We start from the raw sequence: 25,777 nt of genomic DNA, 5'->3' as shown, positions 1-25,777 counted from the left end.
AATTACTTGGGGTGATAGTTTTTTCATCAGGCAGCGCACAACAAAAGAGCCCTGGATCTGATTCCATGGCTCTTTCAAATATATTGTTGTTACATTAATAATATGAAAGTAATATGAGTAAGTTGGTAAGTTTCGGTTTAGTCTTCAAAAGCCTGGCTTACTTTCCATGTCTTCCATACATTTCCTACTAAATCGATACCGGGTTTCAACGTTTGTTTGCCCGGTTTCCAACCGGAAGGAGTCACTTCAGCCCCTTTGGTAGCTCGTACCAGCTGGTATGCTTTTATTTGTCTCAAGGCTTCACTGACATTCCTGCCTACCGGAGGTGTCAGCACTTCAAAAGCCTGAATATTTCCGTCAGGATCAATAATAAATCGGCCTCTTGTTGCTGTCCCGCCTTCTTCATCATAAATACCATACGTTTTTGCGATGCTTCCATCCGGATCGGAAAGCATGGGATATGGGATATCTTTACCGATCATCTTTGATAACTCAAAATCATTCCATATTTTATGTACAAAGGTGCTGTCCACGCTGCATGAAAATACTTCAACCCCTAAATCCTGAAAATCCTGATATTTTTCAGCAACTGCTGAAACCTCCGTCGCTCAGACAAAAGTAAAATCACCAGGGTAAAAACATAATAATACCCATTTACCCAGATTCTCGGATAAGGTAAACTTCTTGAATTTTCCTTCATGAAATCCCGCTGCTGTAAAATCGGGAGCCGGTTTTCCCACTGTCACCATGGCTGTCTTCTCCTTTACTGAAATACAATCAGTCGTGTTTTTTTCCTCAGTCGCCTTTTTAATTAATTTGGCTCTACTGCATCCTGCAAATTCCTCAGGCACGCTACTCCCTCCTTCATAAAATATTTTTATTAGGATTTATTCCTGATAAGGTAATTATATAGATAAATTTACCATAGGTCAACCATAAATATGATCAGATTATTCATTTCTGTCAACCATTGTTACTGTTCACACCCCAATGTCATTTAGTTAACATGTAATACATGTGGTTCTCCTTCAATCCCCTTTCCATTCTTCCGTAACATAAGTATCCTTACTCTACCCCCAACGCCTTAAACACCGCGAAAGATTTCTGCCAAATCCAAATTTGGCATTTGAATAGGTTTCAGGCTGTCAATAATAAAAACGGGTACATTAGCCCCTTCTTTAATTTTTATGGTTAAATCCTTGCGTACCACCCTGCCAGGAAAATAGGTATTTAATTTTTCATTCAAACCCACATTTTGGTCCATTTGACCCATTTCATCCATACCTAGTTCACCTTCCCCCACTATTTTACAAACCAAAATCATCACTAATTAATAAATCAATGGTAAAGGGGATTCTTTCATAGATTTTTTCCACTGGCTCTTCCTCGTCTTCCAGGATTAAATAGTATTTTTGGTTTTTATCATAGGCCATGTCTAGTAAGGTAAATTTCTCTCTATAGGTTCGCTCCTGGGGGTTTTTCGATTTACTGTCCGCAATAATGACATTTTCATTGGAAATGCGCTTTCCCTCTTCATCTACAAAATACAATTTCAGCCGTAACGGAAGTTTTTTATTTTCCACGATATCGGTTTGAAAGAACTCCAAAAATGTGATCCGGTTAGTGATTTTCCGAGAAATATTGGTTAGCTTCACTTCCACCTTGGCAGCTTTATACTCATCTTTCCGGATATTTTTAAACTTAATTATCGGAATGATTACTTCCTCCAAGGACAGCCCCCCGTGCACGTAATTTGCCCCGGACCCCGGCAGCTTATATCTAATCACACCTTTGGGGAGATAGGCTCTTAAGTCGTTCTTTTTACCCTGCAAATATGACATGTTAATTGCTAATGTGCCTGATAATTCATGGGTGGGGGATTCACCCCTGCCTAGGATATATCTTCTCCCTGCTTCTACCGTATCCCCTGCCCCAGAAATTCCAGAATCATGCTTTCCTATTTTATCGATTAATTTTAAAGGAGAGCGTCGGTAGAGAAACCCATGATCCGCCGTGATCATAATATTAGTGGCGCTAACATGATTCACCAGGTTCTTTACTAATAGCCTTAAGTCTTCAAAGGCTTTTCCTACTGCGGAAAAAACCTCTCTTTCCGTTAGCCTGTTGTCTCCCACGGCGTCAATGACATTATGGTAAATATAAACAAGCTTTCGGCCTTCAAATGTCTCTTTATAGTCCGGCCTCTTCATATCCACCATATCCTGGTAGGAAATAGCTAAAGCATCTTGGCTAAAATTTCTCAGGATCTTCCCCCTATTTTCCGTGCCCTGGGTATTGAGCCCGTCCACTGCTATTTCGCCCTTATCCCCAATTTCTATGGACCTTCGGGGCAGGAGGCTTGCCATGCCAAACTTAGTAGTCGATGGGACTACCCCCTGCATAAAGCCAATTTCCACCGCTCCGCGCACTTCCTTGTTTAATAGTTCCCCCAATTCTTTCCCGGCCTCGTATCGTAAAGCATCGGAAATAATGACAAAGACCCGGTCCTTGTTTTTGATAAAATGGGAGATATAATCCCGGTAAAAATCTTTTTGCTGAGGAACCCCAGGCACAGGATAGTCCTCTTGTAATTCTTCTGAGGCCACGCCTGACCATTTAACAGACAGTTCATTTAAAAACCAGTGGGTATAGGTATTTTCCACACGTTCCACCAGCTTTGAAAATTTCTCCTTTTCCACTATCTGGTCATAATAAAAATAAAACTTCCGGTAAAACCGGTCTAGTAAGTAGTATTCTTTAGTGTAGTTTTCCACCAATTCAAAGGCAGATTGACCCCGGATTACTCCCTCCATACTTTTTTCCTTTTCCAAGAGTGCCATGGCAAAATAAACCGCTTCATATTCATTTTCATAACTTTTAAACCAATGGCTTGTCCTTCTGGCATTGATGACTTTACGGTATTGGTCAAACTCCCCGATATTTTCTAATAGATGATTAATTAAACTCTGGATAATTTTCTTATCAAAAGCCCGGAAGGTATCGGAAAAAATATACTTATCCAGATCCCACTTGGCAAGATAGCCTTCTACATTTAATATTCCTTCCCCCATATCTGCCCAGGCATCATAAACCTCTCCGTCCAAGCCATGGTTCATAAAGTTACTGACAAAGACTACACAATCAGATTTTTTCGGAGAGATGTATTCCTGCCACGTTTTTGGTAAACTCTCCTCCAGCGTATAGCTTAAATGGGTGGTGAGAAACATTACCATCAGTTTCTGCAAGGATTTATCCTCATAAGTATAGCCGTATCTTTTTTCTATCAGATTCCAAAAGGCCCCTAGATCTCCATTGAGAGAGATTTCCCGATACCACTTATTCTCCCCTTCTGCCTCTCCCATCAGGACCTTTTTCACCACCTGTTCCAAGTCCACCACGGGCAGCTTGCATAAGGCGGATAGGACAGCCATATCCACCTTTTCTTCCGTAAAATTTTCTATATGATAAGAGGCAAATTTTTTATATCTTTCCTTATGATTAAAGAACCTAAGATATTTTTTAAAGACATTTTTCAAAGAAACATCAGAAACGCCAAAATCCCTCATAATCAGCTCCGCCTTATCGGTGGAAAATTCCATGCTGTATTTTAAAATATCCAGCAGCCAATTATCTCGGGACATGGGCTTGGCAAAAGAAGAATAAACCAGGTAATTAGAATTAGTGTCTTCCTTTTCCAATCGGTATTTGGTATAGAAAGCATTATGCTCGGTGAGTTTTAATATTTTGGCATTATCTAACTTCAGCTCATCAATGTCTTCAACAAATTCCCCTTCACCATCGTACCAAAATATGATATGTCTTCTTTGCCCCTCCCGGGGTTCATTATTAAAATTCTCTTCCAGTATTTTTTTTACTTGAATTAAATCCATATTAGTCACCTGCATTTTCAAATAATTGTCTTATTTTATTCCCCAGTGCAGATCTTATTTACATATCCTTGCTGTCTCCAGGTCTTGCTTTGCTTTTTCCAGCCGGTAGTTTGACAAGGCTTTTATTTTTTCATCCATAAATCTCAATCCCTTCTCTCTCCACATTCTTGAAAAAAGGAAGTACATCTACCCACTCGTAGAAATAATTATAATTATTTTCTATGATGGATAAGACTATGCCATATCTAGTTGTTAATGTAATAGTTACATCCAAAACCTGATCGTGTACCTTTTTAAGTTCTTTTTGATCCATATCAACCAATACCATAATATCCAAATCTGAGCCCTCAACATTCTTCTTCGTGGCATATGATCCATATAAAATGATTTTTTTAAGTTTATTTCCAAAAATATCCTTTAATTCTTAGTTCAATTCATATAAAAGATCGTCTAACCCAATTTTTCCGCTACCTATCATTCTACTCATTTAAAACATCCTTTCTTAGGTATTCTCTTATATCTTCGCCAGCAAATCTGCTTTAAAAGGTTTTTTCCCTTCCCCTTGAGGAATTTCAACCCCTTGGAACTTAGCGTAATTAGTCACTACTCCGTCATCTAAATCCAGCTCTATCTTCTGATTTGCCACATGGGCAATTGCCTGGTCATAGGTACGGCACTCCTGAATCTGTTTCATAATATTTTCTTTTCTTTTTCTGGCCAGAGCTTTTTCCCTGTCTGATACATTAGAATCTATGAGAATATCTAAATGGTTAACCTCCGCCTCATATTTTTTCTGCAGCTTGTGGAGATAATCCGTCCTTACCCTTGCAACGATAAAGGGGTCGTAACGATGCAGATAAATTAGGGCTTTAAAGCCGTTTTGTTTGCCGCTCTCAAAAAGCCAGTAAATAGGCCGCTTCTTATAGGTTTTTACATGATTCGGATAAAAATCTTTTAAGAAGTATCTTCTAATGGCCTGGCGTGAGGTTTCATTGTTCTTTTTGCCCAAGGTTTCTGCTATGTAATCTAGATTCTCTTCCAATGTTTCCGAGCTGAATGCTGCCTGCATAAATTGGATAAACCGCTCAAGGATGTCGTCCTCAAAATAATCATCATCAGCAATGGGAATCACATTGTCCGTTGATATCTTAATAGTAGAATCAACCCAGCCTAATTTTGTGTTGATTTTCCATTGTCCATTGTCAAGAAGGAATTTTTCCTTAAAATCGCCACCTGCATAGATTAACCCTTCCTCATCCAGGGAATAGCGGCCAAACATACAACCTACAGCATAGGAAATAAATGATTTTATATCCCGCTCCCGATCGGCTTTGCTGATGGTAATATCTTTGTCCTCAACCTCGGGTGTTAGTTCGTCCTGCAAACCATATATTTCGATGAAGATGCGGTTTAGTTCTTCTTCATTTTGTTTAAGTTGGTAGAATTGTTGTTCCGCAAAATTTGACCAGTTGGTAAAAGATTTTTCTATTGTAGTTGCGTTACCTTTATGGGTTAAAAGTGGATGCTTTTGAAAGTCCCATGATGTTTCGAAGGAATCCCAATCAGTTTTGGCACATTGAATAGCCTCCTCAGTCATCTTATCAGCGGATTTTGGGTGCTCATTTATAAATGATATAAAACCGACATTTCCTGTCTCGAAGGTTGAAACTTTACCAAACATTACCTCGTATAAATAACTAAAAACTCTTGAGTTTAAAAAACCAAGTAACCCAATTTTATTCTTTTTTAGTGCTATTATTGGACCTACTCCCAAACTCGTAAAACCATCTCCAATGTATCGTGCATTAAATTTACCACTACCCATTGATGTATATGTATAAGTCAGAGATTCAAGAAAGAAGTAATCCAAATTCCTAAGTGTCGCATGAATGATGTTCTGATTATGATATTTCTTTATTAATTCACCATTATTTTCCCAGTTCAATACATCCCCAGTATTACCATACCACTTTCTAAATTCGCCCCCGTTAACTACCGGAAACCATTTAAAATCATTCTTTTTGATACTATGTTTTTTAAACCATATTTTTTTATAGACAATTTCCGGCCAATACCTTATAAACCATTCGTCTTTTCCAGTTGCTAAGCATCTTTTTACATCAACTACTTGACTTAAATTTTTACAATTTACTAATCCCATTATTCTTTCATTTATTTCATACGAAGGCAATATTTTCTTAGAGTTCAATATGAAATTTTGTGTGATTGAACTAAAATAGTTATTCTTATTAAAAAACCCCTTATGTTTTAAATTATGATTATCATATTGTATTAATTTAACAAACACAGGTCTATTTTTAATATTTGCTATTTTTTTGGCTACATATGCTACAGTCTTAACCTTTTCACCTTTTATTTCCTCAAATGCTCTACTGCCTAAATGCAGAACAGACTTTACTTGATAATTTTTAAATATAAATTTTCTTAAGTTCTTAAACATTGGTAAGTACATCCAAGATTGCATAGTAATCATTGATATATATTTATAACTCTTAGCAAACTTAAAAGATTTTTCAATGAAAACAGAAAATAAATCACCTTTTGATTTAGGGTAATAATCTTTTGTAAAATCAAGTAGATTTATATCCATTCCATTTCTCCCCATATACGGTGGATTAGTACAAACAACATCATACCTCTGACTCATAATTCTTCCCTGTTGAATCAATGCTGGTACTTTTTCCAAGATACCATCAACATAAGGATACTGAAATAAATCCGTTAAACCTCCGTTCCTGATCTTCTCAATCCTTTTCTCCAAAGCATTAAAATCAATCTCTTCAACATCTAGAATTGATCCATATTCTTTGGCATCATTAAATACATTAATTAAATACTCAGCCTGTTCTCTATGCACCACCTGTTCTATTTCCATTTCTTCCGGATCAACTAAATAATCAATAGCTTCTTTAAGAATGCCATTGCTTTCCTGAATGGCACAAAGATTCAACTTCGGTCTATTCTTAAATATCCTCCTGTTTTTACTCCTGGCTTTCATCAAGAGAGCGAAAGATGCCAGTTGTCCCGCCCGGTCATCAATATCCAATCCAAAAAGATTTTTTTCCAAAATTAATCTGGGAATCTCCCTTTCCGCATACCCGGCACTAAGATAGATTTCATAAAGCACATCAAAGGCATATACAAGAATATGGCCGCTTCCCATAGCCGGATCCAGAATTTTGATTTCTTCCGGGTTTAAGTTCGGATTTTTTAATGCCTCTAACTCCTTTTGTACTTCTGGTTCCTGCTCCGCTTCCTCCAGGAAATACTTCCATCCGGCCTTTAATTCCTCATTGGGATGGGATTCCAGCCAAAGTCTGCCTAAAGAGTTTTCCACCATATATTTGACAATCCACTTGGGAGTAAACAGCTGGGTGGCGGCAGGAATATTTTCTTTGGTAATCTTTTTGTTTTGCTTCAGCCCGGCAAATACTTCGTCCTTCTTTTCCGAAATATAGTATTGATAGAGCCAGCCGATTATTTCAATACCGTGCTCACCCTTTTCCTCTTCCCTTTCCTTTTCTTCATCACTTAATTCAATTTTCCAGTCATATTCCTCGATACTTTCCACCAGATCCCGGATAACAGAACCTTCCGCCAGCAGCCGATCCGGTAAAAGCAGCTCCGTATAGTCGGCTATTTCCTCGAAAACACTGGGCATGATTTTCCCCAGCTGGTTGCATTGCTTCACCAGCAGGTATTTATAGAGATCTTCCGTATCATGGCTGTCTTGCAATCGAAAGATAATTTCCCGGTCAACTTCCAGATCAACATTAAGTGCCTCCCGGATCAAATCCGGCTCTGTCTTTCCAGATTCCGTTGAGGACAACACCCGTACCCCTGTGGGCAGGTAATCATTTACCTCCATAAACCTAAGAGCAATAAAGCGGTTAAACCAGGTGTAGGCAACCTCCTCCATTACCTGGTCAAAACCTTTAGCCTGGATAATCTGGATCAGCTTTTCCCGCTGTTTAATTTCGTATTTCTTAAAGGTCCGACCCTTTTCCCAGCCTTTTACCTTAAAGCCCCCGGCAAATATTTCTATGTCCAATCCCCGGGGGGTTTCTTTTGTTATCCCGGTTTCATAAGCTTTATGGGTCACTTCTTCAATGAGCTTTCTTCTTGTCCGCACCGCAAAGTTTTTAATCCTTGTTTTGTCCACTTTTCCCTCTCCCTATCATTTAGATCAACTTCAGGATGGTATTTTCATTGAGTTCTTTTTTCAACTTATGCCTCAGGTAATCAAGGAGTTCTTCAATATCTTCCTCTTTTTCGATGGTCTTTGCTCCATGGAAGATATGGGCAATGCTCACATTGACAGTTTTTCGCATCTTATATATAGGCTGATCGTTTCCCCCGCCAATGATATCCGGCTTTTCATCCTTTTTTGCCTTTTCCCTATCCTTTAACTCCTTTAATTCCTTTAATTTCCTGATTTCCTCAAAACAGCGCATTTTCAAGCGGTCAGATTCTTCTTTCATGGCAATGGCCTCATAGAAGTTATGAGAATGGTCCAATCTATTTAAAAGATCCTGAAATTTTTCGTTAAACTTGCCGGACAATTCATCTTTAAAATCATAGAGAGACACTTCATCCCTTACCTTTTGCCGATCATTTTCAATAACGGCGCGCACCGGCCGGCACTCTTCCTGTAGAAGCCGGACAAACCTTTCGTTAAAATTATTAATGAAATGGGGTAGTTTTGCGATTTCTGAATATGGTTTCGGGGATTTAACTATTTTCTCTATCGTGAGCACCATCTGGATAGTTTCACTGTCTAATATATAAGTCTTATTTTTTTCATAGATCTTCAGCTGTTCTATCGCCCGGTCAAACTGTTCCCGCTGGTTTTCAAAGAATTTCTTCACATCAAAAACTGCTTCTTCGTAATCCAAGAGCTGATCCTTTACCTGATAAAGCTTTTCAAAGAATACCAGCCCATCCTTTATCTCTAGGATTTCTGCAAAAACGGCTTTGCCTCTGTCTAATACATCTTTCCCCGGATAATTGCTTTTTTCATAGCGCACTAAAAGCTCCCGCACCACCGACAGCTCGAAGCCAGTTAATTCTTTAAAGCGGTTCATCAGCCCGTCTTCATCACTAGGTACGGCGGCATAATTAAAGACCTCTTTAATTAGTTCCCGGGCATTTTTTAAATATTTTTCCGGAGTTTTTGCTCTTTTTTTGATAAGTAGTCTGTCTGCATAATCCTTCTTGGTCAGATACTGAATCAGGTTTTTATCTCCACTACTTAGATAATCATTGCCTAACTGGATTTTTATTTCCTGAGCCTTAAAAAGCCGGATGATCAGGCCTCTGATATCATCAGGCAGCCAGCCATAGGGGGGCTTAGCATATAAATCTAAAATAGTTTTTAAAGTAAGGGGAATATGCCTTTGAGTATTCCGGTCAATAAAGTCCATTAATTCCCCCAAAGCCAGTTTATTGGGCACATCCTCGTTTTCATTAAAAATCTTTATCTGGTTGTCCTCGCGAAAAAACAGGTCATGGAGATCCTTAGTGCTTTCCAGAAACTCGGTAATGTAAGAGAGCTTATTATAGATATTGTCTATCAGCACCATCAACCCACTGTTAATCTTCTCCACCGGGTTTTTTGATTTCAGCTCAATTTTTTGCATGTTTACATAGCAGTCTGCTTCCTTTAATCCTTCAATCAGCAGATTTTTTACTCTGTCTTTTCTTTCTCCTACTTCCCGTGATTTTCTGATTTTTATCTCTTCAATCACCTCAGTGGAAGCTACCCCGCCCTTTCTTAACAGATAGGTTTGGATTTTTAAGATATCTTCCATTTCCTCCATAATGGTGGTGTCTGAAGGCAGCTGAATAATCAGGTTCCTTTCTCGGGCAGACATCATTTTCAATTCATGTTCTGAAAGATCCACCCCGGCATCAAAATAGGGAGTAATCACTTTTACCCCTATTTCATATTTTTGGAAGGATAAGAATCTATCATCAATGATTTTGTTAAAATCAAAATGATACCGGGCATTGTAGCGAAATTTCTTTTCGTTATAAATGCCATTATAGATTTCTTCCCCGATTTTGAGAATGATTTCCCCCATATCAATAGAAATATTTTGAATCTCTTTATTTACATCCTGTTCTTCATCCGTTAGGAAAATATATTCATTGCCGTTTTTCTGAATCAGAGTTTCTTTCAGGAGTCTCGCCAGGGATTTCTCAATCTCCGTCTTCAATTCTATCTTATCCTCATCAATATGCTTGACCAGTAGTGTGGCGATGTTTTCCAAATTACCGGGCATGATTTTCACCCATTTAATCAAGAAGAGCACCTTTAAGACTTCTAAATCATTGGGCAATAGTTTCTCGTTGCTTTCCCCATAAATAAAGACGCCCCGAATGTTATGGTCCAGGAAGGTTTCAATGGTTTCGTAGAAAGCGGAAAAAGGAATGAGAGCTCCCGCTTCCTGCTCCGCATATTGCACAGCGGCCTCCTGAAAAGCACTCAAAAGAGATCGTTCTCCTTCGGAAAGGTGCTTGCCGCTGGCACCATGCTGCCGAATGGCCGTAAAAACCGCCTGGAGCAGTCTAAACTGATAGGGAATAAAAGGATAGACCTGGATAAAGTCCTCGACTGTCTTATATGTCTTCATTTCCGGAGTATCCGTGGAAAAAGTAATCAGATTTTTTAGAATGGCCTCTTTTTCAAAATAGAGAAGCTTCAAAGTATCTTTGGCTACTTCCTTTTTATCCAGGATTCTCTTGTTAATGACTTCGTCCACGTTAGCGCTGGACAGACTAAGCCTGGTATTAAACCTGCCTTGAATTTTAGAAAAGTCATTGCCTTTTACCCTGGTAATGGAATCAATATCCTGCTGTGAGGTGACAATCACCCAAGCCTTTCCCCCGCAAAAAGTGCCTAAATCCTCCACCACTGTTTGTAGGTTGAGCATTAAGCCTACATCGTCCCCAATATACTGTCCCATTTCATCCGCCAGGAAAATTACACGATGCTCCTTTCCTTTGGATTCCACATACTCTTTCACCTTATTAGCGAACTTCTCAATACTTAAAGAATAATTCTCTTCCGCCTTTTGATACCAGTTGCGGGCGGCGTCAATGCTCATTTTTGTGGTATCAGCCAGGGCCTGGACCAGATTATCCTCTACAAAATAGAAATCCTCTCTCTTATCCTCCCAGGGGTTTCCCTCCAGTTCTTGAAACCTGGCCTTAAAAGCTCCATAAGAACCTTCTTTAACCAATTGTCCTTCCAACTCGGCAAGCCAGGGCAAAGAACTAGAGAAGCCCTGCATTTCATTGAAAACCTTGTTGAATACTTTGACAATGGACTCCTTGCTGGTCTTGGAATCAGTATCGGATTTGGAATCAATGTTAAATAGAATCACATCGGCACTGACATCCCCTGCCTTTTTCATGTCGGCACGCACTATGGAGTCTTTTATTTTATCATCGAAGTAGGATATGGCTTTTTTATCCTTAATTTCTTTGTTAGACAATAAATAAGATAAGATCTTTAAAAAGTGGGATTTACCACTGCCGAAGAAGCCGGAAATCCAGACACCCATTTTATCTGTATATGTATCTATACTACCTTTGTAAGCATCAAAAAAAGTACTGAAATGCTTACTCAGCTCTTTAGTAACAACATATTCCTCCAGTTCCTGATAAACATTTGTATCGTCATTCTGGCCAATTTTAATTACACCCTTGATATCCCTGTCAATTTCTTTGGCAAACATATCCCTTAGCTTCATCATCCAAAATAACCTCCCCTTTTTCTATCTTTCTATCTTTCTACCAGTTTAAAAGCCCTGTAGTAGTTTTGGTCCGAAATATCATCAAAGAGATGCAGTTCCTGACCGGAATAAGTACCGGGATAAAACATGATTAAAGGCACCTGGTCAATTACAGCATGCAAGACGTTCAATATGGTATGGGAGCGGATAATAGGCCAAATTTTCCCGACCCCGGTTAAAAAAACGATATCATTGTCTTCTACCCGCTCCCGGATATATGCCACCACCAGGTCATTCTCCTGGGTGAGCCGGAGGGTATTTTTTATCGGCTTTAAAATCTGAGAGGTCCCTTTCTTTTCCTCCATGTCAAAAACCTTTTCCAGGTAGCCCTTCCCAGCCAATATTTCCAACATAATCTCATACAGGTCAAATTCTTTGATTTTAACACTTGTATGATCACTTGTTTTTTCCTTTAAAAACCCCATATGCTCCCGGACCACCATCTCATCTCTGGGGTCATAATCAAAAATATAAAAACCGATTTCGTTTCCCAAGCCTTTGTTCTCCCGAAACCTTTTGTCCATAATAATAGAGAGAATTCTATCTAATCTTTCGTAAATATTACTCATCTATATATCTCCTAACATGGCTTTCAGGTAGATCTCATCACCTTTATTTTTTAGGTGTTCAATTACATCCTTTTCCACCATCGGCCTGATGATTTCAATATTCTTTTTTTGCTTTTTCGCTAGTCCTGCTTCCATTAGGATTCTTTTGTACACTTGCTGCAGCTTGTAATAAGTATAATCTGTCCATGAAGCCACCGTTTGGCTTTGTTCTGCCTTTCTTTGAAAGAAAATATTAAAGTCTTTATCTGTAATGATATAGTCCCTGAGAAGATACTTCTCCCGGAATACTTCCTGCATAAATTCAAAAAACAGCCTGTCCGTCTTTAAGATAGCATAAAGAGCTAACTGCTTGCTCGTTTCCAAGCTGCCCATTGTGATTTTTTGGAGCAAGGGCCGATCTAAAACCTCTAACCTTTCAGTAATTGTTGAAGCAATTTCCTTGATTCGTTTTTCTGTTTTTAATAAGAATAAGTTTTCGTCCAGTGCCTTCTGCTTGATTTCTTCTCCTGAAATCCCCTGCAATCTAAGTGATGCGGCTTTTTTTAGCTCCAGATACAGAAAAGATCTTGTCTTAAGTATGGTACTATAATTTTGCATGATTAAAAAATTCACCCCATCTTACTGGCCACTTTTGCTATTATGCATATTATACCACCTTTTTCTTCAAAATACCTGAAAGGGGTAAGTCTTTATAGACTTTGTCAATTAAATATTCATCCTGAATTCGGCAGACAAGGGGACAGGATTGTCTTCTATTCATTTCTGATGATTTAATCACAAAATATTAGCCTGATTTATGCTATTTCATGATAGAATAAGGTAATAACTCCACATAATAAATAAGACTGAATAAATGCACTCAGACAAAGGAGGTTTTTCTATGAAACAACGATATCATTATGGTCCTGTCCGTTCCCGTCGCTTGGGGCGTTCCCTAGGTGTGGATGTGATGCCGCACAAAACCTGCAGCCTGGATTGTATATATTGCGAATGCGGCGCCACCAGTCTGCTCACCCTGGAACGCAAAGAATACTTGCCTACTCAGGAAATCATTGATGATTTGGATCAGTATTTAAAAAAAGGGCCGGAACTGGACTACATCACTTTTGCCGGATCCGGTGAACCCACCCTCCATAGCGGGCTGGGGAAAATCATTAATTTCTTAAAAGAAAAATATCCTCAATTTAAGGTGGCCGTACTGACGAATGCCACATTGCTCAATGATCCTATGGTAATTGATGATCTTCAGAAAGCCGATCTCGTCGTTCCTTCCCTGGATGGCGTATCGACTCAGGCATTCGAAAAAATGAACCGCCCGGCTGCCAATATCACACCGGAGACCATTATTTCAGGCATCAAGAATTTAAAGGAAAATTTCTCCGGTGAAATTTGGCTGGAGATCTTCATTATTCCTGAGATCAACGACAGTGAGGAAGAACTGGCCCTTTTTAAAGAAACCATCGAAAAATTAGGTATCAAAAAAGTGCAGCTGAATACCCTGGATCGCCCGGGAGCCGTCGAAGAGCTGAAGCCTGTCTCCCAAGAGTACAAAGATGAAATTGCTCAAAAATTGGGTCAGGTAGAAATCGTTAATCGCAAATAAACCGCCTATAAAGGCGGTTTATTCATACTTGTAAAAGGAATAAGTTTTTATTATTGCACAGCCTGTTGTCCCAGCAGCTTAGGTACAAAATACATCAAGATAACCGCCAAAACGGGAAAAACAGGCAAAAAATGAAAGACCGCCGCTACCCCCGCGAAATCCGCCAGTTTACCCCAAAGGGGGGCAACAAAACCGCCGACACTGACCGCTAACCCGATTGTGATCCCTGAGGCAAAGCCCGCCCTCTTGGGCAAAAATAACTGTCCCATGACAATCATTGGACTGAAGGAAACAAAGACGGTAAAACCAATGGTCATTAATAAGATCGTGGCTGCGCTAGCATTGGTCAAATTTGAGAAAATAAACAATTGGGGAATGAGCAGTAAAAAAGCCACCAAGACAGTCCTTTGATAACCAAAACGATCTCCCAGCCGGCCTCCTGCCAAATTGCCTAATACACCCATACCCAGCATAATGGTTAAAGCAAGGCTGGCTCCTTCTTTAGAAGCATGAAAGACCTCGATCCAATAGGAAGGAAGAAAGGTATTCATCCCCTGATGAATGATGGAACGGCAAATAATGGCCAAGGTTAATAAAACAAAAGCACCCCAGGCGTCATGAAGTCCATCATCCTCATCAGGCTTATTCTGATCAGCCCGCAACTCCTCCCCATTTTGATTTCCTTGAGGCGAAAACCGGGATAATCTGCCTACGGCTTGAAATAAAATCAAAGACATGATCACAGCCGGAACCAAATATAAAGAAATACCTTTTAAACCCAAGAGTAAGATAAGTCCCGTGGTGACCATGGGGCCTAAAGCAAAACCGGCATTCCCTCCCACGGAAAAGAAACTCATGCCGGAAGCCTTTTTCTCTCCGGCCACCTTACCGGCGATGCGGGCTCCTTCCGGATGAAAAGCCGCCACGCCTAGGCCGCAGATAAAAATTCCCGCTACAATGATATAGTATTGATGAAACAACCCGGCAATGGCAATGCCTATCCCCGCCAACAGAGGTCCTAAGGCCACAAACCAGGGAAGAGACTTTTTATCTGCCAAATAGCCAAATACAGGCTGCACGATAGATGAGGAAATCGTCAGAGCCAGAATTAAAAACCCAGCTGCGGAATAGTTCAAACCGTATTCTGCAATAAAGTGAGGTAACAAGGCCGGCACCATTCCCTGGGTCACGTCAGTGATTAAATGGCCGGCAAATAAGAGAAAAAGAATTTTATACTGCACTTACTTAGATCCTTTCTGCATTTTTTTGCGCTTGACATTTTTGGATAAAACCATAAACAAAAGCAGCGGTAATCCCCCAAATAACCTCCCCCTGGTAACGATACACAAAGACCTTATGTTTACGACCTTGCCAGGGTCCGTGATATTTGCCGGGCACCTGAAGCTCCTCTGCGGGAAACAATATCTCCTTTTGTCCATTGTCATCAATGCGGGAAGGATTAATCGTAATATCCAATAGATACTCTTCCGGCACCTGTTTTTCGAAAAATGAAACCGGCACCGAAAATACATATTCCACCTCTTGGGGATCCGTGATGATCTCCTCAAAAGAAATCTCCGCCAACCCCAAAAATCCTTCCACTAAAACACTGTGGGGTGTAATCAGCGTACCCAATTTACCCATTACCCGAATTTTATCATCTGTAATGCCTAATTCCTCTGCGGTTTCCCTTATTGCTGTCTGTTGAAAATTCCGGTCAAGAGCCGAATCAAATCGACCGCCGGGAAAACATACTTCGCCCCCCTGCCTGATCTGAGAACTTCTTTTCTCAAAAACAAAATGATATTCCCCGCAGCGAAAAACCAACAACAATAAAATCGCTGAGTTTAAATAGCGTTCCCGAAACATGATATCCGAAGGTTCCGAAAACAACTCCGAAAATTCTTCAATATTACAATGCTTCACCTTTTTCACCTGCATATAATAAAAATTTTGCTTTTTTGTAACTCACAACAGTCTCATTATACTATGAAGGGACGGAAAAGTTCCATCCCTAATCACCCTGCCGATATTCCGATTTTAAAAAAACGTATATTAGTCTTTTCTTATCATTAGCCTTTCAAACTACAATATTTGAAACATGATGTAAATATTGCAATTCCCAGAGTAATCAATTATAATGTAATCAAGGTAAATTTTATATATTCATTAGCATTTTTTTATATAACTTTCATAAGGAGGATTTTATCATGAGAATTGAAGATTATGCGTGCTACAATTGGGTGATGGTTGATTATTCAGCCCAGGATGCTGGAGAGAAGTATACATCCCTTCTTCATAGATCTAAACGCGAACTCGTAAAGTTCTTAACTTGTTTTTCCCGATAGAGAACGTTAACTCAACTGACACGGAAAAAGGAACCTGCTTATGCAGGCTCTTTTTTTTATTCTTTAAAGGATGCTTAATATGGCTGCTACCATCAATGCTGTCCCCAATGCATAAGGTAGATTCCACATGGTGCCGATCACCCCGGTTTCACTGTGCAGGCGATGGGCTGTGATCACATTGGTTACTGAAACGGGTGATACAGAAACACCCAGACCCCAGCCACACAGAATCAGCATGGCAAAACTAAGGGTGGATAAACCACTGGAAACAGGATCAATGGCCGTCATCAAGATCGTACCGCTGGCGATGGGATGGATCCCCAAGACAGATGTAAAAATAAATAATAATAAAACCATCAAGTGACATGTATACCTTAAAGCTATTTATACATGGCTTTAAGAAAATAAACACGCCCGGCGCACCTGAGTGAACCGCAGCGTGTTTGCTGAATAGTAGCTCATCTGTAACCGATTAGGGGATGGTTATTTTACGATGGTGCACATTTCCTGACAGTGCTTTACCACCCACTCCGGATCCACCTGTTTTCCCGCCACTCCGCTTGTCATGGCAGCTTTTGCCACAGCTTTGGCCACGGCAGGCCCCACATGGGGATTAAAAACTTTGGGAATGACATATTCCGGTGATAATTCTTCCGGAGAGATTTGGGAGGCAATGGCATAAGCTGCCGCAATCTTCATCGCTTCATTAATTTCGGAAGCCTCCACATCGAATGCCCCCCGGAATAAACCGGGAAAAGCCAGGACATTATTCACCTGGTTGGGATAGTCCGACCGACCGGTGCACACAATGGCCGCTCCCGCTTCCTTGGCTTCATCCGGCATGATTTCCGGTGTGGGATTGGCCATGGCCATGACAATGGCTCCCGGATTCATGGAAGCAATCATTTCTTTGGTAACGAGACCAGGCCCGGAAACGCCGATGAAAACATCCGCTCCGACAAATGCATCCGCCAATGAGCCTTTGATCATATCCCGATTGGTGATACGGGCAATTTCCTCTTTGATCGGGTTCATGTCATCTTGACGTCCCTCATAAATCGCACCCCGCCGATCACACATAATGACGTTTTTAACCCCCATATTCATGAGAAGCTTAATGACAGCAATTCCGGCTGCTCCCGCACCGCAGGTGATGACTTTGATTGCTTCAATTTTTTTATTGACAATTTTTAAGGCATTAATCAAACCTGCCATGGTAACAATAGCGGTACCATGCTGGTCATCATGAAAAATCGCCATTTTCGTTTCTTTCTTTAAACGCTCCTCGATCTCAAAACACCGGGGTGCGGAGATATCCTCTAAATTAATCCCGGCAAAGGTAGGCTCCAGGCGTTTGATAAATTCCACAATCTCGTTTACATCTTTGGTATTAATACAAAGGGGAAAAGCATCAACTCCACCGAAGGCCTTAAATAAAAGAGCTTTTCCTTCCATAACAGGGAGACCGGCTTCGGGACCGATATCCCCCAAGCCCAAAACAGCAGAGCCATCGGATACGATCGCTACCAGATTCCAGCGGCGGGTATATTTGTTAACGGCTTTTACATCCTTGCTGATTACCATGCAGGGTTCTGAGACTCCAGGGGTATAGGCCAGACTCAGTTCTTTTTCATTGGACACCGGTACCAAGGGAGCTACTTCAATCTTGCCTCTTTTCTCTTCATGAAACTGCAAGGATTCCTGAAAAATATCCATGGAACTTCCCCTTCCTTATGCTCTGATTATGATTTTATTATTTTTGATTAATATACAACAATACCCCCGCTTTTACTCAACCCGGTATTTTTTTACGCCTTCCTCATAGAGATCTCCCCCATAAATATCATTGATCACAGTAAGGGGTAGATTCTCCACCTCCAGTCTGCGGATCGCTTCCGGTCCCAGTTCCGGATATGCGATTACCTCTGAGGACTTAATGCATTTGGCCAAAAGGGCGCCGGCGCCTCCCGTGGCGCCAAAATAAACAGCCTGGTATTTCTTAATTGCCTCTTTGACCTCATTATTTCGAAGTCCCTTACCAATCATGCCTTTGAGGCCTTTTTTTTCCATCAATACCGGAGCATAAGCATCCATCCGGTAACTGGTAGTGGGTCCGGCAGAACCGATCACCTGCCCCGGTTTTGCCGGAGCCGGTCCCACATAATAAATCACCTGGCCCTTCAAATCAACCGGAAGTTCCTGCCCTTGATTGATTAAATCGACTAATCGTTTATGAGCTGCATCTCTGCCGGTGTAAATCACTCCGTTCATATAAACCAGATCCCCAATTTTCAACCGGCTTAAATCGTCATCCGTCAAGGGAGTGGTTAAATGATGTGTCGTCATCTGCTTCCCTCCCTATAATATTACACTTTTATGCCGGGCAGCATGGCAGTTGATGTTTACCGCTACCGGTAAACTGGCAATGTGGCAGGGGTGCATCTCCACAGCTACGCCTAAAGCGGTCACCTTTCCGCCCAGGCCGGCAGGACCGATGCCCAGCTTATTAATCCTGGCCAGCAGGTCTTGTTCTATCTCGGCCACCTCGGCAAAAGGATGGGGTTCGCCAAGGGTTCTTAATAAAGCCTTTTTCGCTAAAAGAGCAGATAGTTCAAAATTCCCGCCCATACCCACCCCTACCACAATCGGGGGACAAGGATTAGGCCCTGCCTGCTTTACTTTTTCAATGACGAATCTCTTGGCCCCTTCGATTCCGGCGGAAGGAGGCAGCATGGCAATACCGCTCATATTCTCACTGCCGCCTCCTTTAGGTGCCACCGTAATTTTTAAATCCTCCCCCGGAATCATTTCCGTGTGAATAATGGCGGGAGCATTGTTGCCGGTATTTTTTCTGCTTAAAAGGTCACAGATGGATTTTCTTAAATAGCCTTCTCCATATCCCTTGATCACGCCTTCAGTAATGGCATTATTAATAAAACCGCCGGTAATATTAACATCCTGGCCTAACTCTACAAACACCACGGCCACACCGCAGTCCTGACACATGGGCACTTGTTCCGTCCGGGCAATATTTGCATTCTGGATTAATTGGTTTAATACATCTTTGCCGGCAGGTGATATTTCTTCCTCCAGTCCTTTTTTAAAAGCAGTTAAAACATCCTCACCTAAATAGAAATTCGCTTCCTGACAGAGCCTGGCTACCTCATCCACAATGGTTTGGTATTCAATTGTTTTCACAAGACTCCCCCCTTTCTACCCAACAGGTCGTTCCTCCCTCAAGATGACAACAGCGATTGGGCCTCCATGCATAAACATAGTTCTTGGCATCAAATAGAGCATTTATTCTGGTGCATTTATCCTTCTGATGTTTGCACTTTAGGTTTTTTTGTGCGCATTATCGTCTCTCTCTTCTTCCCCTCAGCTGAACCATGTGTGTAACCAACAACATCAAAATGCTCAGCCAAGCGCTCGGCCAAAGCCTCATAGTCCGGTGATTTAGTTCTGAGACAGGAAGATAAATGTACCACCGAGATCTCATTATTAATCATTCTTGTTATTTTATGCTCCAACTCTCCGCCCACATGGGTAAAAGCCAAAAGCTCCAAAGGCTCATCATAACGGGCAAAGGAATCCTTTCTTTTCTGAAAAGCACTTAAACAGCCCTTGCCTGTACATTTTTGCATCGTTTCCTCACGTACTAAAATTCCAATTTTCATGCTGCACCTCAGATCAATGATTTTAATTATTTTTGATGTTCATCCTTTTCGACGTTTCTATTATAGTATGATTGAAATCCGATGCAAATAGTAAAAAGAGGGACAACTCCTTAGATTCCCAGACCAATGCGCCTTTCGTCAATGGCCGCCAGTAACTTCTCGGCGGCGGATTCAGGATCCAAATCAACAATAAAATATCCGCCGGTAAGATCCCCGATTTTCTCCGTCAACACTTTGGTCACCAAGGGACTGCCTAATACCGGAAGCATCACCCCTACATGAGTAGGCAGACCTGCGGCCACAGCATAACAACCAATGGAGACGGCCTTTTCCGAAACTGCTTCCGCAGCCGATGCCACCACGGGCAATTTATCTGTATCTACCCCCAGATAATTAGCCACGGCTACCGCCACCGCAACCGGGCGAGAATTATCCACACAGGATCCCATGTGTAATACGGGAGGCAAAGGACCGCCCAAGCCATTGGCCTCACCAATCGCGGTCAGCACCCCTTTAATTTTGTCGCCGCAAAGCTGGTCCACATTGGCCGGATCCATAAAACCATGGCGCATTAAGGCTCCGGCACCGCAACCTGTGGCCAGCACCAAAACATTTTCCCTGAGCATTCTTTTGGCGATAGTAATAAAATTATGATCCTGAGGCACCTTGGCATTATTACATCCGGCAAACAAACATACCCCTCTGATATTGCCGGAGACAATATTGTCTACCAAAGGTTTTAAAGGATTTTCCCCGTCTAATTTAGCCAGAGCACCAATAATGGCTTCGGTGGAGAAACCAGCCGCCACCGTTTCTTTTTTTGTGGGAATACTGGTCTTTTTCCCTTGACGGCGCTGAAAATTCTTTATGCCGATGCGAATGACTTCCCGGGCATTCTCTGCCGCCGTTTCCTCTTTGAACTCCAGATGCGTGGCTCCGGGAATTTTACAAATATCCATGGTAGTGATCAAAGTTGTGCCCATACATTCCGCCACTGTTGCTAGTGATGGCATAATACATTGATAATCAACCACCATGGCATCCACCGCACCGGTAATCAGCGCCATTTCCGAACTGACGGAATGCGTACAGGAAGGGATACCGTGACGCATCATGATTTCATTCCCCGTACAGCAAATACCCACCAGATTGACTCCTTTGGCCCCAGCTGCCCCGGCCTCATCTGCCATTTCCCGGGCAACAGTCACTAAAATATCCGACAGCACCGGATTATGTCCGTGGACGGCAATATTTACCTGATCCTCTTTGATAGTACCCAGATTTGCCTCTGTAACCACCGGTGTGGGCGTGCCAAACAGGATATCCGACAAATCCGTGCCCATATAACTGCCGGCCAAATCCGCCACGGCGCATCTTATACCGCCCATAAGAAGATTCAAGGGATCCGCATCCACGCCATAAAGGGTACGGTGCATAATCTCCGAAATCTCATGATCAATCCCCTTAGGTACCAGATCCAGGTCTTTCAGCACCTGTACCCTTTTTTCTGTTACCGTCGTGGCCGCCCACATCACCGGGGTATCCTTTTCATGGAAATCTGCCAAAGCTGCTTCTGCTAAGTCCAAAGCGATCTCCTGAGCTGGCCGTTCCTTTGTTTCAATGCCCATTCTCTGGGCTACACCAAGAAGTTTTCCCTCATCTTTAATGCGGTAATCCTTGACCTCTCCTTTAGCCATTTTCTTTAAGGTATGGGCCAGATGCTTGGCATGACCGGAGTGGGCGGCAGTGCCGGCAGCAATGGCCCGGTCGAGACCCCGGGCCACCATGGTATCTGCGGTCGCTCCGCAAATACCGGCCTTAGGTTCCTCACCAAAGGGATTAATGCGGCATGGCCCCTGGAGACAATGGCGGCAGCACAAACCCAGATTACCAAAACCGCACTGAGGTTCTTGACTTTCAAAACGATCCCAAACCGTTTCAATCCCATCCTTTTCTGCCTTTTGAATCATCTCCTGAACCGCCGGGTCCGTACTTCTTTGATTTAATCTATCAATATCCACGGTTTCTCCCCCTTTATTCCTTTGATTGCGAACTATTTGGATCTTGATTTTTCCCTTGCAAGTTTCTATTTGCAATCTGCTGCTTTCCTATTTTTTAAAGATCAAAGATGCCTCCAAAAGTTTTGCCCCTTCCTGAGCACACGCTCCCCCGTATGTTTGCGGCGGCAATCAGGACAAAGGGTCTGGTAATCCTCCGGAATACCCGGCTTTCCTTTCATTAAATAAGATTTTACCTTCTGAGGAATATAGGAAACCCCGCACTCGGTACAATGAGCCAGGTCAACGGCAGTTTTCCAGGGCACCAGATATTTTTGATCCTTGTGCGTCTCTACCTTTATGGCCCAGGCAGGACAAATAAAGCTGCATGATGTACAGCCGATGCAATCCTCCGACTGCATGTCGAAAGGGGCGGAAACTTTACGTTCATTCCCCCGGTAGACAAAGCTGACGGCGCTTTTCCTGATCACTTCTTTGCATACCCGGACACATTTGCCGCAAAGAATACACCGTTTTTTGTCCTGATCCATGACCGGCATCCCTCCTGGTTTGATGCCCAGCTTACGGGCGATATCCTTTAAAACCATTACTTCCGGACATCTGGCAATGAGCAGCTCCAGGATAGTCTTACGCAGATCTTGAAGCCGTGGAGAATTGGTGCGTACCACCACACCTTCCTCTGCCGGATAGGTACAGGCTGCCTCTATCTTGGTTTTTCCGTCTTTTTCAATCTCAACGATACAGATGCGGCAGGCCCCAAAATTACTTAAGGCGGGATGGTAACAAAGCTGGGGAATATAGATACCCTGCCGATTTGCCAGTTCCAGGATGGTCATGTCCTCCTTTGCATCGAGCACCTGACCGTCTATTGTTAATTGCATCATCTAATCACCTCTATTCCAGCTTGACGGCATCAAATTTACATACCTCCAGGCAGGTACCGCATTTGGTACATTTTGTCTGATCGATGGTGTGGCTTTCTTTTTTCATGCCGATAATGGCCGACACCGGACAATTTTTCAGGCATCTGCCGCAGCCTGTGCATAAATCTTTGTCGATATGATAGGTTATCAATGCTTTACAGACCCCGGCAGGACATTTTTTGTCCCGGACATGACTCAGGTATTCCTCCGGAAAATACTTCATGGTGGTGAGCACCGGGTTCCCGGCCATTTTTCCCAATCCGCATAAAGAAGCATCCTTCATCACCTGAGCCATATGTTTTAAAAAGTCCAGATCCTCCAGGGTTCCTTCCCCCTGGGTAATCCTGGTCAGCACATGAAGCATCTGCTTGCCCCCTTCCCGGCAGGGGGTACATTTACCACAGGATTCATCCATGGTGAAGGACAAAAAATATCTGGCCACATCTACCATGCAGGTAGATTCATCCATGACGATCATCCCGCCGGAGCCCATGATGGTTCCTGCCTCAGCCAAACGCTCATAATCGATGTTCAAATCCAGAAATTCCTCCGGGATACATCCCCCGGCCGGTCCCCCTGTTTGCACTGCTTTAAACCTTCGATTGTTTGAAATGCCGCCTCCGATTTCATAAATCAGTTCCCTTAGGGTGATGCCCATAGGCACTTCTACCAGACCGGTATTATGAACCTTGCCCGTGAGAGAAAAGACCATGGTACCCTTGCTTTTTTCTGTCCCCTGACGGGAAAACCAAAGAGCACCCTTTTCAATGATATGGGGAATAAAAGCCCAGGTTTTTACATTATTAATCACCGTAGGCTGGCCCCACAAACCCTTTTGAGCCGGATAAGGTGGTCTGGAACGGGGGTTAGGCTCACCGGAAAGCCCTTCAATGGAACTGATTAAGGCCGTTTCTTCACCGCAAACAAAAGCACCGCCCCCCCGGCTGATTTTAATCTCAAAAGAAAATCCACTGCCTAAGATATTTTCTCCCAAAAACCCATAGGACTGGGCTTGTTTCAAAGCCTGCTGTAAATGTTCAATCGCTAAAGGATATTCATCCCGCACATAAATATAGCCCGTGTCGGCACCCATGGCAAAAGCCCCGATGATCATTCCCTCTAAGACACTATAGGGATTTCCTTCCAGGATACTGCGATCCTGAAAACAACCGGGATCCCCTTCATCGGCATTACAGATAAGATATTTTTGTCCCCTTTGGGCCTTTCTGCAAGCCTCCCATTTCAGCCCGGTGGGAAAACCTCCGCCGCCCCGTCCTCTAAGGCCGGCGCTTTTCACCTCAGCGATAATGCTCTCCGGGGTGAACTGCGTTAAAGCTTTCCCCAGAGCGGCAAACCCCCCTGAGCGAGATAATCTTCAATACTGATCGGGGAAATGGTTCCATTTTGGGCCAGGAGAACCCGGGTTTGTTTTTGATAAAAGGGGATTTCACCTTCCCGGGCAATTTTTTTCCCTGTGGCGGGATCTGTATAAAGCAATCTTTCAATGACTTCCCCCCGGAGCAGGGTTTTGTCAAATATCTCCTGTACATCCCCAGGCTGCACCTTACAGTAAAGGATATGACCGGGATCAATGGTCATTAAGGGGCCTTGTTCGCAAAATCCATGGCAGCCTGTCATTTTCGTGGAAAGCTTAATCTTCAGCTGATATTTCTCTTTTATTTTTTTCAGCTCTTCCACCACTTCCAAGGCTCCTCCTGCCCGGCACCCGGTGCCGCAGCAGATATTGATGTGGTGATCCTGGTCCGAATTCTCTTGGGAGAGCTGTGTTCTAAAGTCGTTCAGCTCATGAAGATTCTGAATTTTTTTCATAAAGACCTCCCACCAGCTTTTCTGCATCCTTAGGCTTTAGTTTTCCGGTATATTTGCCGTCAATGGTCACCAGAGGACCTAAGGCACAGGCACCCAGGCAATTCACCGTTTCAAGAGTGTATTGTCCGTCGGCAGTTGTTTCCCCGGGCAGGATGTGCAGTTTTTGAGTCAAGGTATCCAGGATCTTCTGGGCGCCTCGTACATGGCAGGCCGTACCCATACAAACATGGATTTCATGCTGCCCGCTGGGTGTCAGTTTGAAGCTCTTATAAAAGGTCGCCATACTGTAAAGCTGACTTAAGGGAATGTCTAGTTTCTCCGCTACCCGTAGCAAAGCTTCCTTAGGAAGGTAACGGAACTCCCGGTTAATTTCCTGGAGCAACCGGATCAAAGCGGAGGAATCTTCTTGGTATTTGCCGATGATTTGATCTACTTTTTCGATGTTTATCTGCATCGTAACCTGGAGACCTTTTTTGATTTCATCAACCAAAAAAGTCTACCAGAAATCCCCTCCTCTTCTCCTTGGTAAACTGATCAACTGATAAATATTTTAAGGCTTTAGTTGGGCATGCGTCCACACAAGCAGGCTGCAACCCTTGTTCCGTTCTAATAATACACAGGTCACATTTTAAAATCGCCTTTTCCCCATCTCCTAAAGTAATGGCACCAAAAGGGCAAGCCTGAAGGCACCATTTACAGCCGATGCACAGTTCTTCATTGATTAAAACAGCATCGGCTCCTGCTTCCCTATGCATCGCTTTGGTGGGACAAATTTGTACGCAGGGTGCATCCTCACAATGACGACATTGAAGAGGCACGCTGAATGCGCCATACTTCTCAACTACGACCCGCTTTTTGGCTAAGGGTTTTTCAAAAATAGCCTGATAAATATTCTTTGACTGGGAATGAGCTATACAGCAGCTAATCTCACAGCTATGGCAGCTGACACACTTTTGGGCATCAACAACAATAATATTCTTCATTCTAAAACCTCTTTTCCCCCTTTATTTTTCTTTCGGAGAGTTCAGAACAAGGTTATTATTAAGATCCTTTCCCCCTTTCATCATCTTCATAAGTATCTTCTTTTTTAAGATTTGAT

General features: G+C 42.4%; 19 protein-coding genes and 2 pseudogenes. 1 reads left to right on the top strand and 20 read right to left on the bottom strand.

The window, feature by feature from the left end:
* Positions 1 to 137: 137 nt before the first annotated feature.
* From prxU to CEQ75_RS08140, 8 genes and pseudogenes are all read right to left on the bottom strand, one after another.
* Positions 138 to 758: pseudogene (gene prxU, locus CEQ75_RS08180) on the bottom strand (thioredoxin-dependent peroxiredoxin); the annotation flags it as partial.
* A 326-nt stretch (positions 759 to 1,084) separates the two neighbouring features.
* The gene (locus CEQ75_RS19520) at positions 1,085 to 1,282 is read right to left on the bottom strand and encodes an anti-phage BREX system Lon protease BrxL (RefSeq protein ID WP_089609893.1); all 198 of its coding nucleotides are present in this window, start codon (positions 1,280 to 1,282) and stop codon (positions 1,085 to 1,087) included.
* 25 nt (positions 1,283 to 1,307) lie between these two features.
* Positions 1,308 to 3,890 carry a BREX-1 system phosphatase PglZ type A gene (pglZ, locus tag CEQ75_RS08165; protein ID WP_089609892.1) on the bottom strand — a complete coding sequence of 861 codons (2,583 nt, stop codon included), beginning with the start codon at positions 3,888 to 3,890 and terminating at the stop codon, positions 1,308 to 1,310.
* A gap of 130 nt (positions 3,891 to 4,020) precedes the next feature.
* The gene (locus CEQ75_RS08160; protein ID WP_089609891.1) at positions 4,021 to 4,302 is read right to left on the bottom strand and encodes a nucleotidyltransferase domain-containing protein; all 282 of its coding nucleotides are present in this window, start codon (positions 4,300 to 4,302) and stop codon (positions 4,021 to 4,023) included.
* Positions 4,303 to 4,404: 102 nt separating this feature from the next.
* Positions 4,405 to 8,073, bottom strand: coding sequence for a BREX-1 system adenine-specific DNA-methyltransferase PglX (gene pglX / locus CEQ75_RS08155; protein WP_089609890.1), 3,669 nt, complete (start codon positions 8,071 to 8,073; stop codon positions 4,405 to 4,407).
* A 19-nt stretch (positions 8,074 to 8,092) separates the two neighbouring features.
* A complete protein-coding gene (gene brxC, locus CEQ75_RS08150) occupies positions 8,093 to 11,671 on the bottom strand; it encodes a BREX system P-loop protein BrxC (protein ID WP_338032010.1) in 3,579 nt (1,192 codons plus the stop codon).
* 29 nt (positions 11,672 to 11,700) lie between these two features.
* Positions 11,701 to 12,279: a DUF1788 domain-containing protein gene (locus tag CEQ75_RS08145; RefSeq protein ID WP_089609889.1), complete on the bottom strand. Its 579-nt coding sequence runs from the start codon at positions 12,277 to 12,279 to the stop codon at positions 11,701 to 11,703.
* Positions 12,280 to 12,876, bottom strand: coding sequence for a DUF1819 family protein (locus CEQ75_RS08140; RefSeq protein ID WP_089609888.1), 597 nt, complete (start codon positions 12,874 to 12,876; stop codon positions 12,280 to 12,282).
* 283 nt (positions 12,877 to 13,159) lie between these two features.
* On the opposite strand from CEQ75_RS08140, the gene CEQ75_RS08135 reads away from it, so the two are divergent.
* Complete coding sequence (locus CEQ75_RS08135; protein ID WP_089609887.1) at positions 13,160 to 13,882, top strand: radical SAM protein; 723 nt, start codon at positions 13,160 to 13,162, stop codon at positions 13,880 to 13,882.
* Between the two features lie 50 nt (positions 13,883 to 13,932).
* Here CEQ75_RS08135 and CEQ75_RS08130 read toward each other — a convergent pair whose 3' ends face one another.
* The 12 genes and pseudogenes from CEQ75_RS08130 to CEQ75_RS08075 form a co-directional block, all read right to left on the bottom strand.
* Positions 13,933 to 15,123, bottom strand: a complete 1,191-nt coding sequence (locus CEQ75_RS08130; RefSeq protein ID WP_089609886.1) for an MFS transporter — start codon at positions 15,121 to 15,123, stop codon at positions 13,933 to 13,935.
* 4 nt (positions 15,124 to 15,127) lie between these two features.
* Positions 15,128 to 15,808, bottom strand: a complete 681-nt coding sequence (locus tag CEQ75_RS08125; RefSeq protein ID WP_157677378.1) for an NUDIX hydrolase — start codon at positions 15,806 to 15,808, stop codon at positions 15,128 to 15,130.
* A gap of 485 nt (positions 15,809 to 16,293) precedes the next feature.
* On the bottom strand, positions 16,294 to 16,590 hold the full coding sequence (locus CEQ75_RS08120) for a hypothetical protein (RefSeq protein WP_089609884.1): 297 nt from the start codon (positions 16,588 to 16,590) through the stop codon (positions 16,294 to 16,296).
* Positions 16,591 to 16,713: 123 nt separating this feature from the next.
* The gene (locus CEQ75_RS08115) at positions 16,714 to 17,946 is read right to left on the bottom strand and encodes an NAD(P)-dependent malic enzyme (protein WP_089609883.1); all 1,233 of its coding nucleotides are present in this window, start codon (positions 17,944 to 17,946) and stop codon (positions 16,714 to 16,716) included.
* Between the two features lie 72 nt (positions 17,947 to 18,018).
* The gene (locus CEQ75_RS08110; RefSeq protein ID WP_089609882.1) at positions 18,019 to 18,576 is read right to left on the bottom strand and encodes a Fe-S-containing hydro-lyase; all 558 of its coding nucleotides are present in this window, start codon (positions 18,574 to 18,576) and stop codon (positions 18,019 to 18,021) included.
* A 12-nt stretch (positions 18,577 to 18,588) separates the two neighbouring features.
* Positions 18,589 to 19,428, bottom strand: coding sequence for a fumarate hydratase (locus CEQ75_RS08105; protein WP_089609881.1), 840 nt, complete (start codon positions 19,426 to 19,428; stop codon positions 18,589 to 18,591).
* Between the two features lie 116 nt (positions 19,429 to 19,544).
* On the bottom strand, positions 19,545 to 19,907 hold the full coding sequence (locus CEQ75_RS08100) for a CGGC domain-containing protein (RefSeq protein ID WP_089609880.1): 363 nt from the start codon (positions 19,905 to 19,907) through the stop codon (positions 19,545 to 19,547).
* A 110-nt stretch (positions 19,908 to 20,017) separates the two neighbouring features.
* Positions 20,018 to 21,928 (bottom strand): anaerobic carbon-monoxide dehydrogenase catalytic subunit, encoded by a 1,911-nt coding sequence (gene cooS / locus CEQ75_RS08095; protein ID WP_420828392.1) that lies wholly within the window; start codon positions 21,926 to 21,928, stop codon positions 20,018 to 20,020.
* Between the two features lie 101 nt (positions 21,929 to 22,029).
* On the bottom strand, positions 22,030 to 22,809 hold the full coding sequence (locus CEQ75_RS08090; RefSeq protein WP_089609879.1) for a 2Fe-2S iron-sulfur cluster-binding protein: 780 nt from the start codon (positions 22,807 to 22,809) through the stop codon (positions 22,030 to 22,032).
* Positions 22,810 to 22,819: 10 nt separating this feature from the next.
* Positions 22,820 to 24,678: pseudogene (locus CEQ75_RS08085) on the bottom strand (NADH-ubiquinone oxidoreductase-F iron-sulfur binding region domain-containing protein).
* Positions 24,653 to 25,168: an NADH-quinone oxidoreductase subunit NuoE family protein gene (locus CEQ75_RS08080; protein WP_242965410.1), complete on the bottom strand. Its 516-nt coding sequence runs from the start codon at positions 25,166 to 25,168 to the stop codon at positions 24,653 to 24,655. The pseudogene CEQ75_RS08085 and the gene CEQ75_RS08080 overlap by 26 nt, the downstream one beginning before the upstream one ends.
* The gene (locus CEQ75_RS08075) at positions 25,161 to 25,661 is read right to left on the bottom strand and encodes a 4Fe-4S dicluster domain-containing protein (RefSeq protein ID WP_089609878.1); all 501 of its coding nucleotides are present in this window, start codon (positions 25,659 to 25,661) and stop codon (positions 25,161 to 25,163) included. Before CEQ75_RS08075 ends, CEQ75_RS08080 begins: the two co-directional genes overlap by 8 nt.
* Between the last annotated feature and the right edge of the window lie 116 nt (positions 25,662 to 25,777).

The organism is Dehalobacterium formicoaceticum (assembly GCF_002224645.1).
Lineage (GTDB): Bacteria > Bacillota > Dehalobacteriia > Dehalobacteriales > Dehalobacteriaceae > Dehalobacterium > Dehalobacterium formicoaceticum.
The sequence above is the reverse complement of the archived record's forward strand: the minus strand, read 5'-3'. Positions and strand labels throughout refer to the sequence as shown.

Coding starts and splice junctions, on each gene's coding strand:
- CEQ75_RS19520 (WP_089609893.1), bottom strand. CDS start 1,282: ATGGATGAAATGGGTCAAATGGACCAAAATGTGGGTTTGAATGAAAAA.
- pglZ (WP_089609892.1), bottom strand. CDS start 3,890: ATGGATTTAATTCAAGTAAAAAAAATACTGGAAGAGAATTTTAATAAT.
- brxC (WP_338032010.1), bottom strand. CDS start 11,671: ATGATGAAGCTAAGGGATATGTTTGCCAAAGAAATTGACAGGGATATC.
- CEQ75_RS08145 (WP_089609889.1), bottom strand. CDS start 12,279: ATGAGTAATATTTACGAAAGATTAGATAGAATTCTCTCTATTATTATG.
- CEQ75_RS08140 (WP_089609888.1), bottom strand. CDS start 12,876: ATGCAAAATTATAGTACCATACTTAAGACAAGATCTTTTCTGTATCTG.
- CEQ75_RS08135 (WP_089609887.1), top strand. CDS start 13,160: ATGAAACAACGATATCATTATGGTCCTGTCCGTTCCCGTCGCTTGGGG.
- CEQ75_RS08115 (WP_089609883.1), bottom strand. CDS start 17,946: ATGGATATTTTTCAGGAATCCTTGCAGTTTCATGAAGAGAAAAGAGGC.
- CEQ75_RS08110 (WP_089609882.1), bottom strand. CDS start 18,576: ATGACGACACATCATTTAACCACTCCCTTGACGGATGACGATTTAAGC.
- CEQ75_RS08100 (WP_089609880.1), bottom strand. CDS start 19,907: ATGAAAATTGGAATTTTAGTACGTGAGGAAACGATGCAAAAATGTACA.
- CEQ75_RS08090 (WP_089609879.1), bottom strand. CDS start 22,809: ATGATGCAATTAACAATAGACGGTCAGGTGCTCGATGCAAAGGAGGAC.
- CEQ75_RS08075 (WP_089609878.1), bottom strand. CDS start 25,661: ATGAAGAATATTATTGTTGTTGATGCCCAAAAGTGTGTCAGCTGCCAT.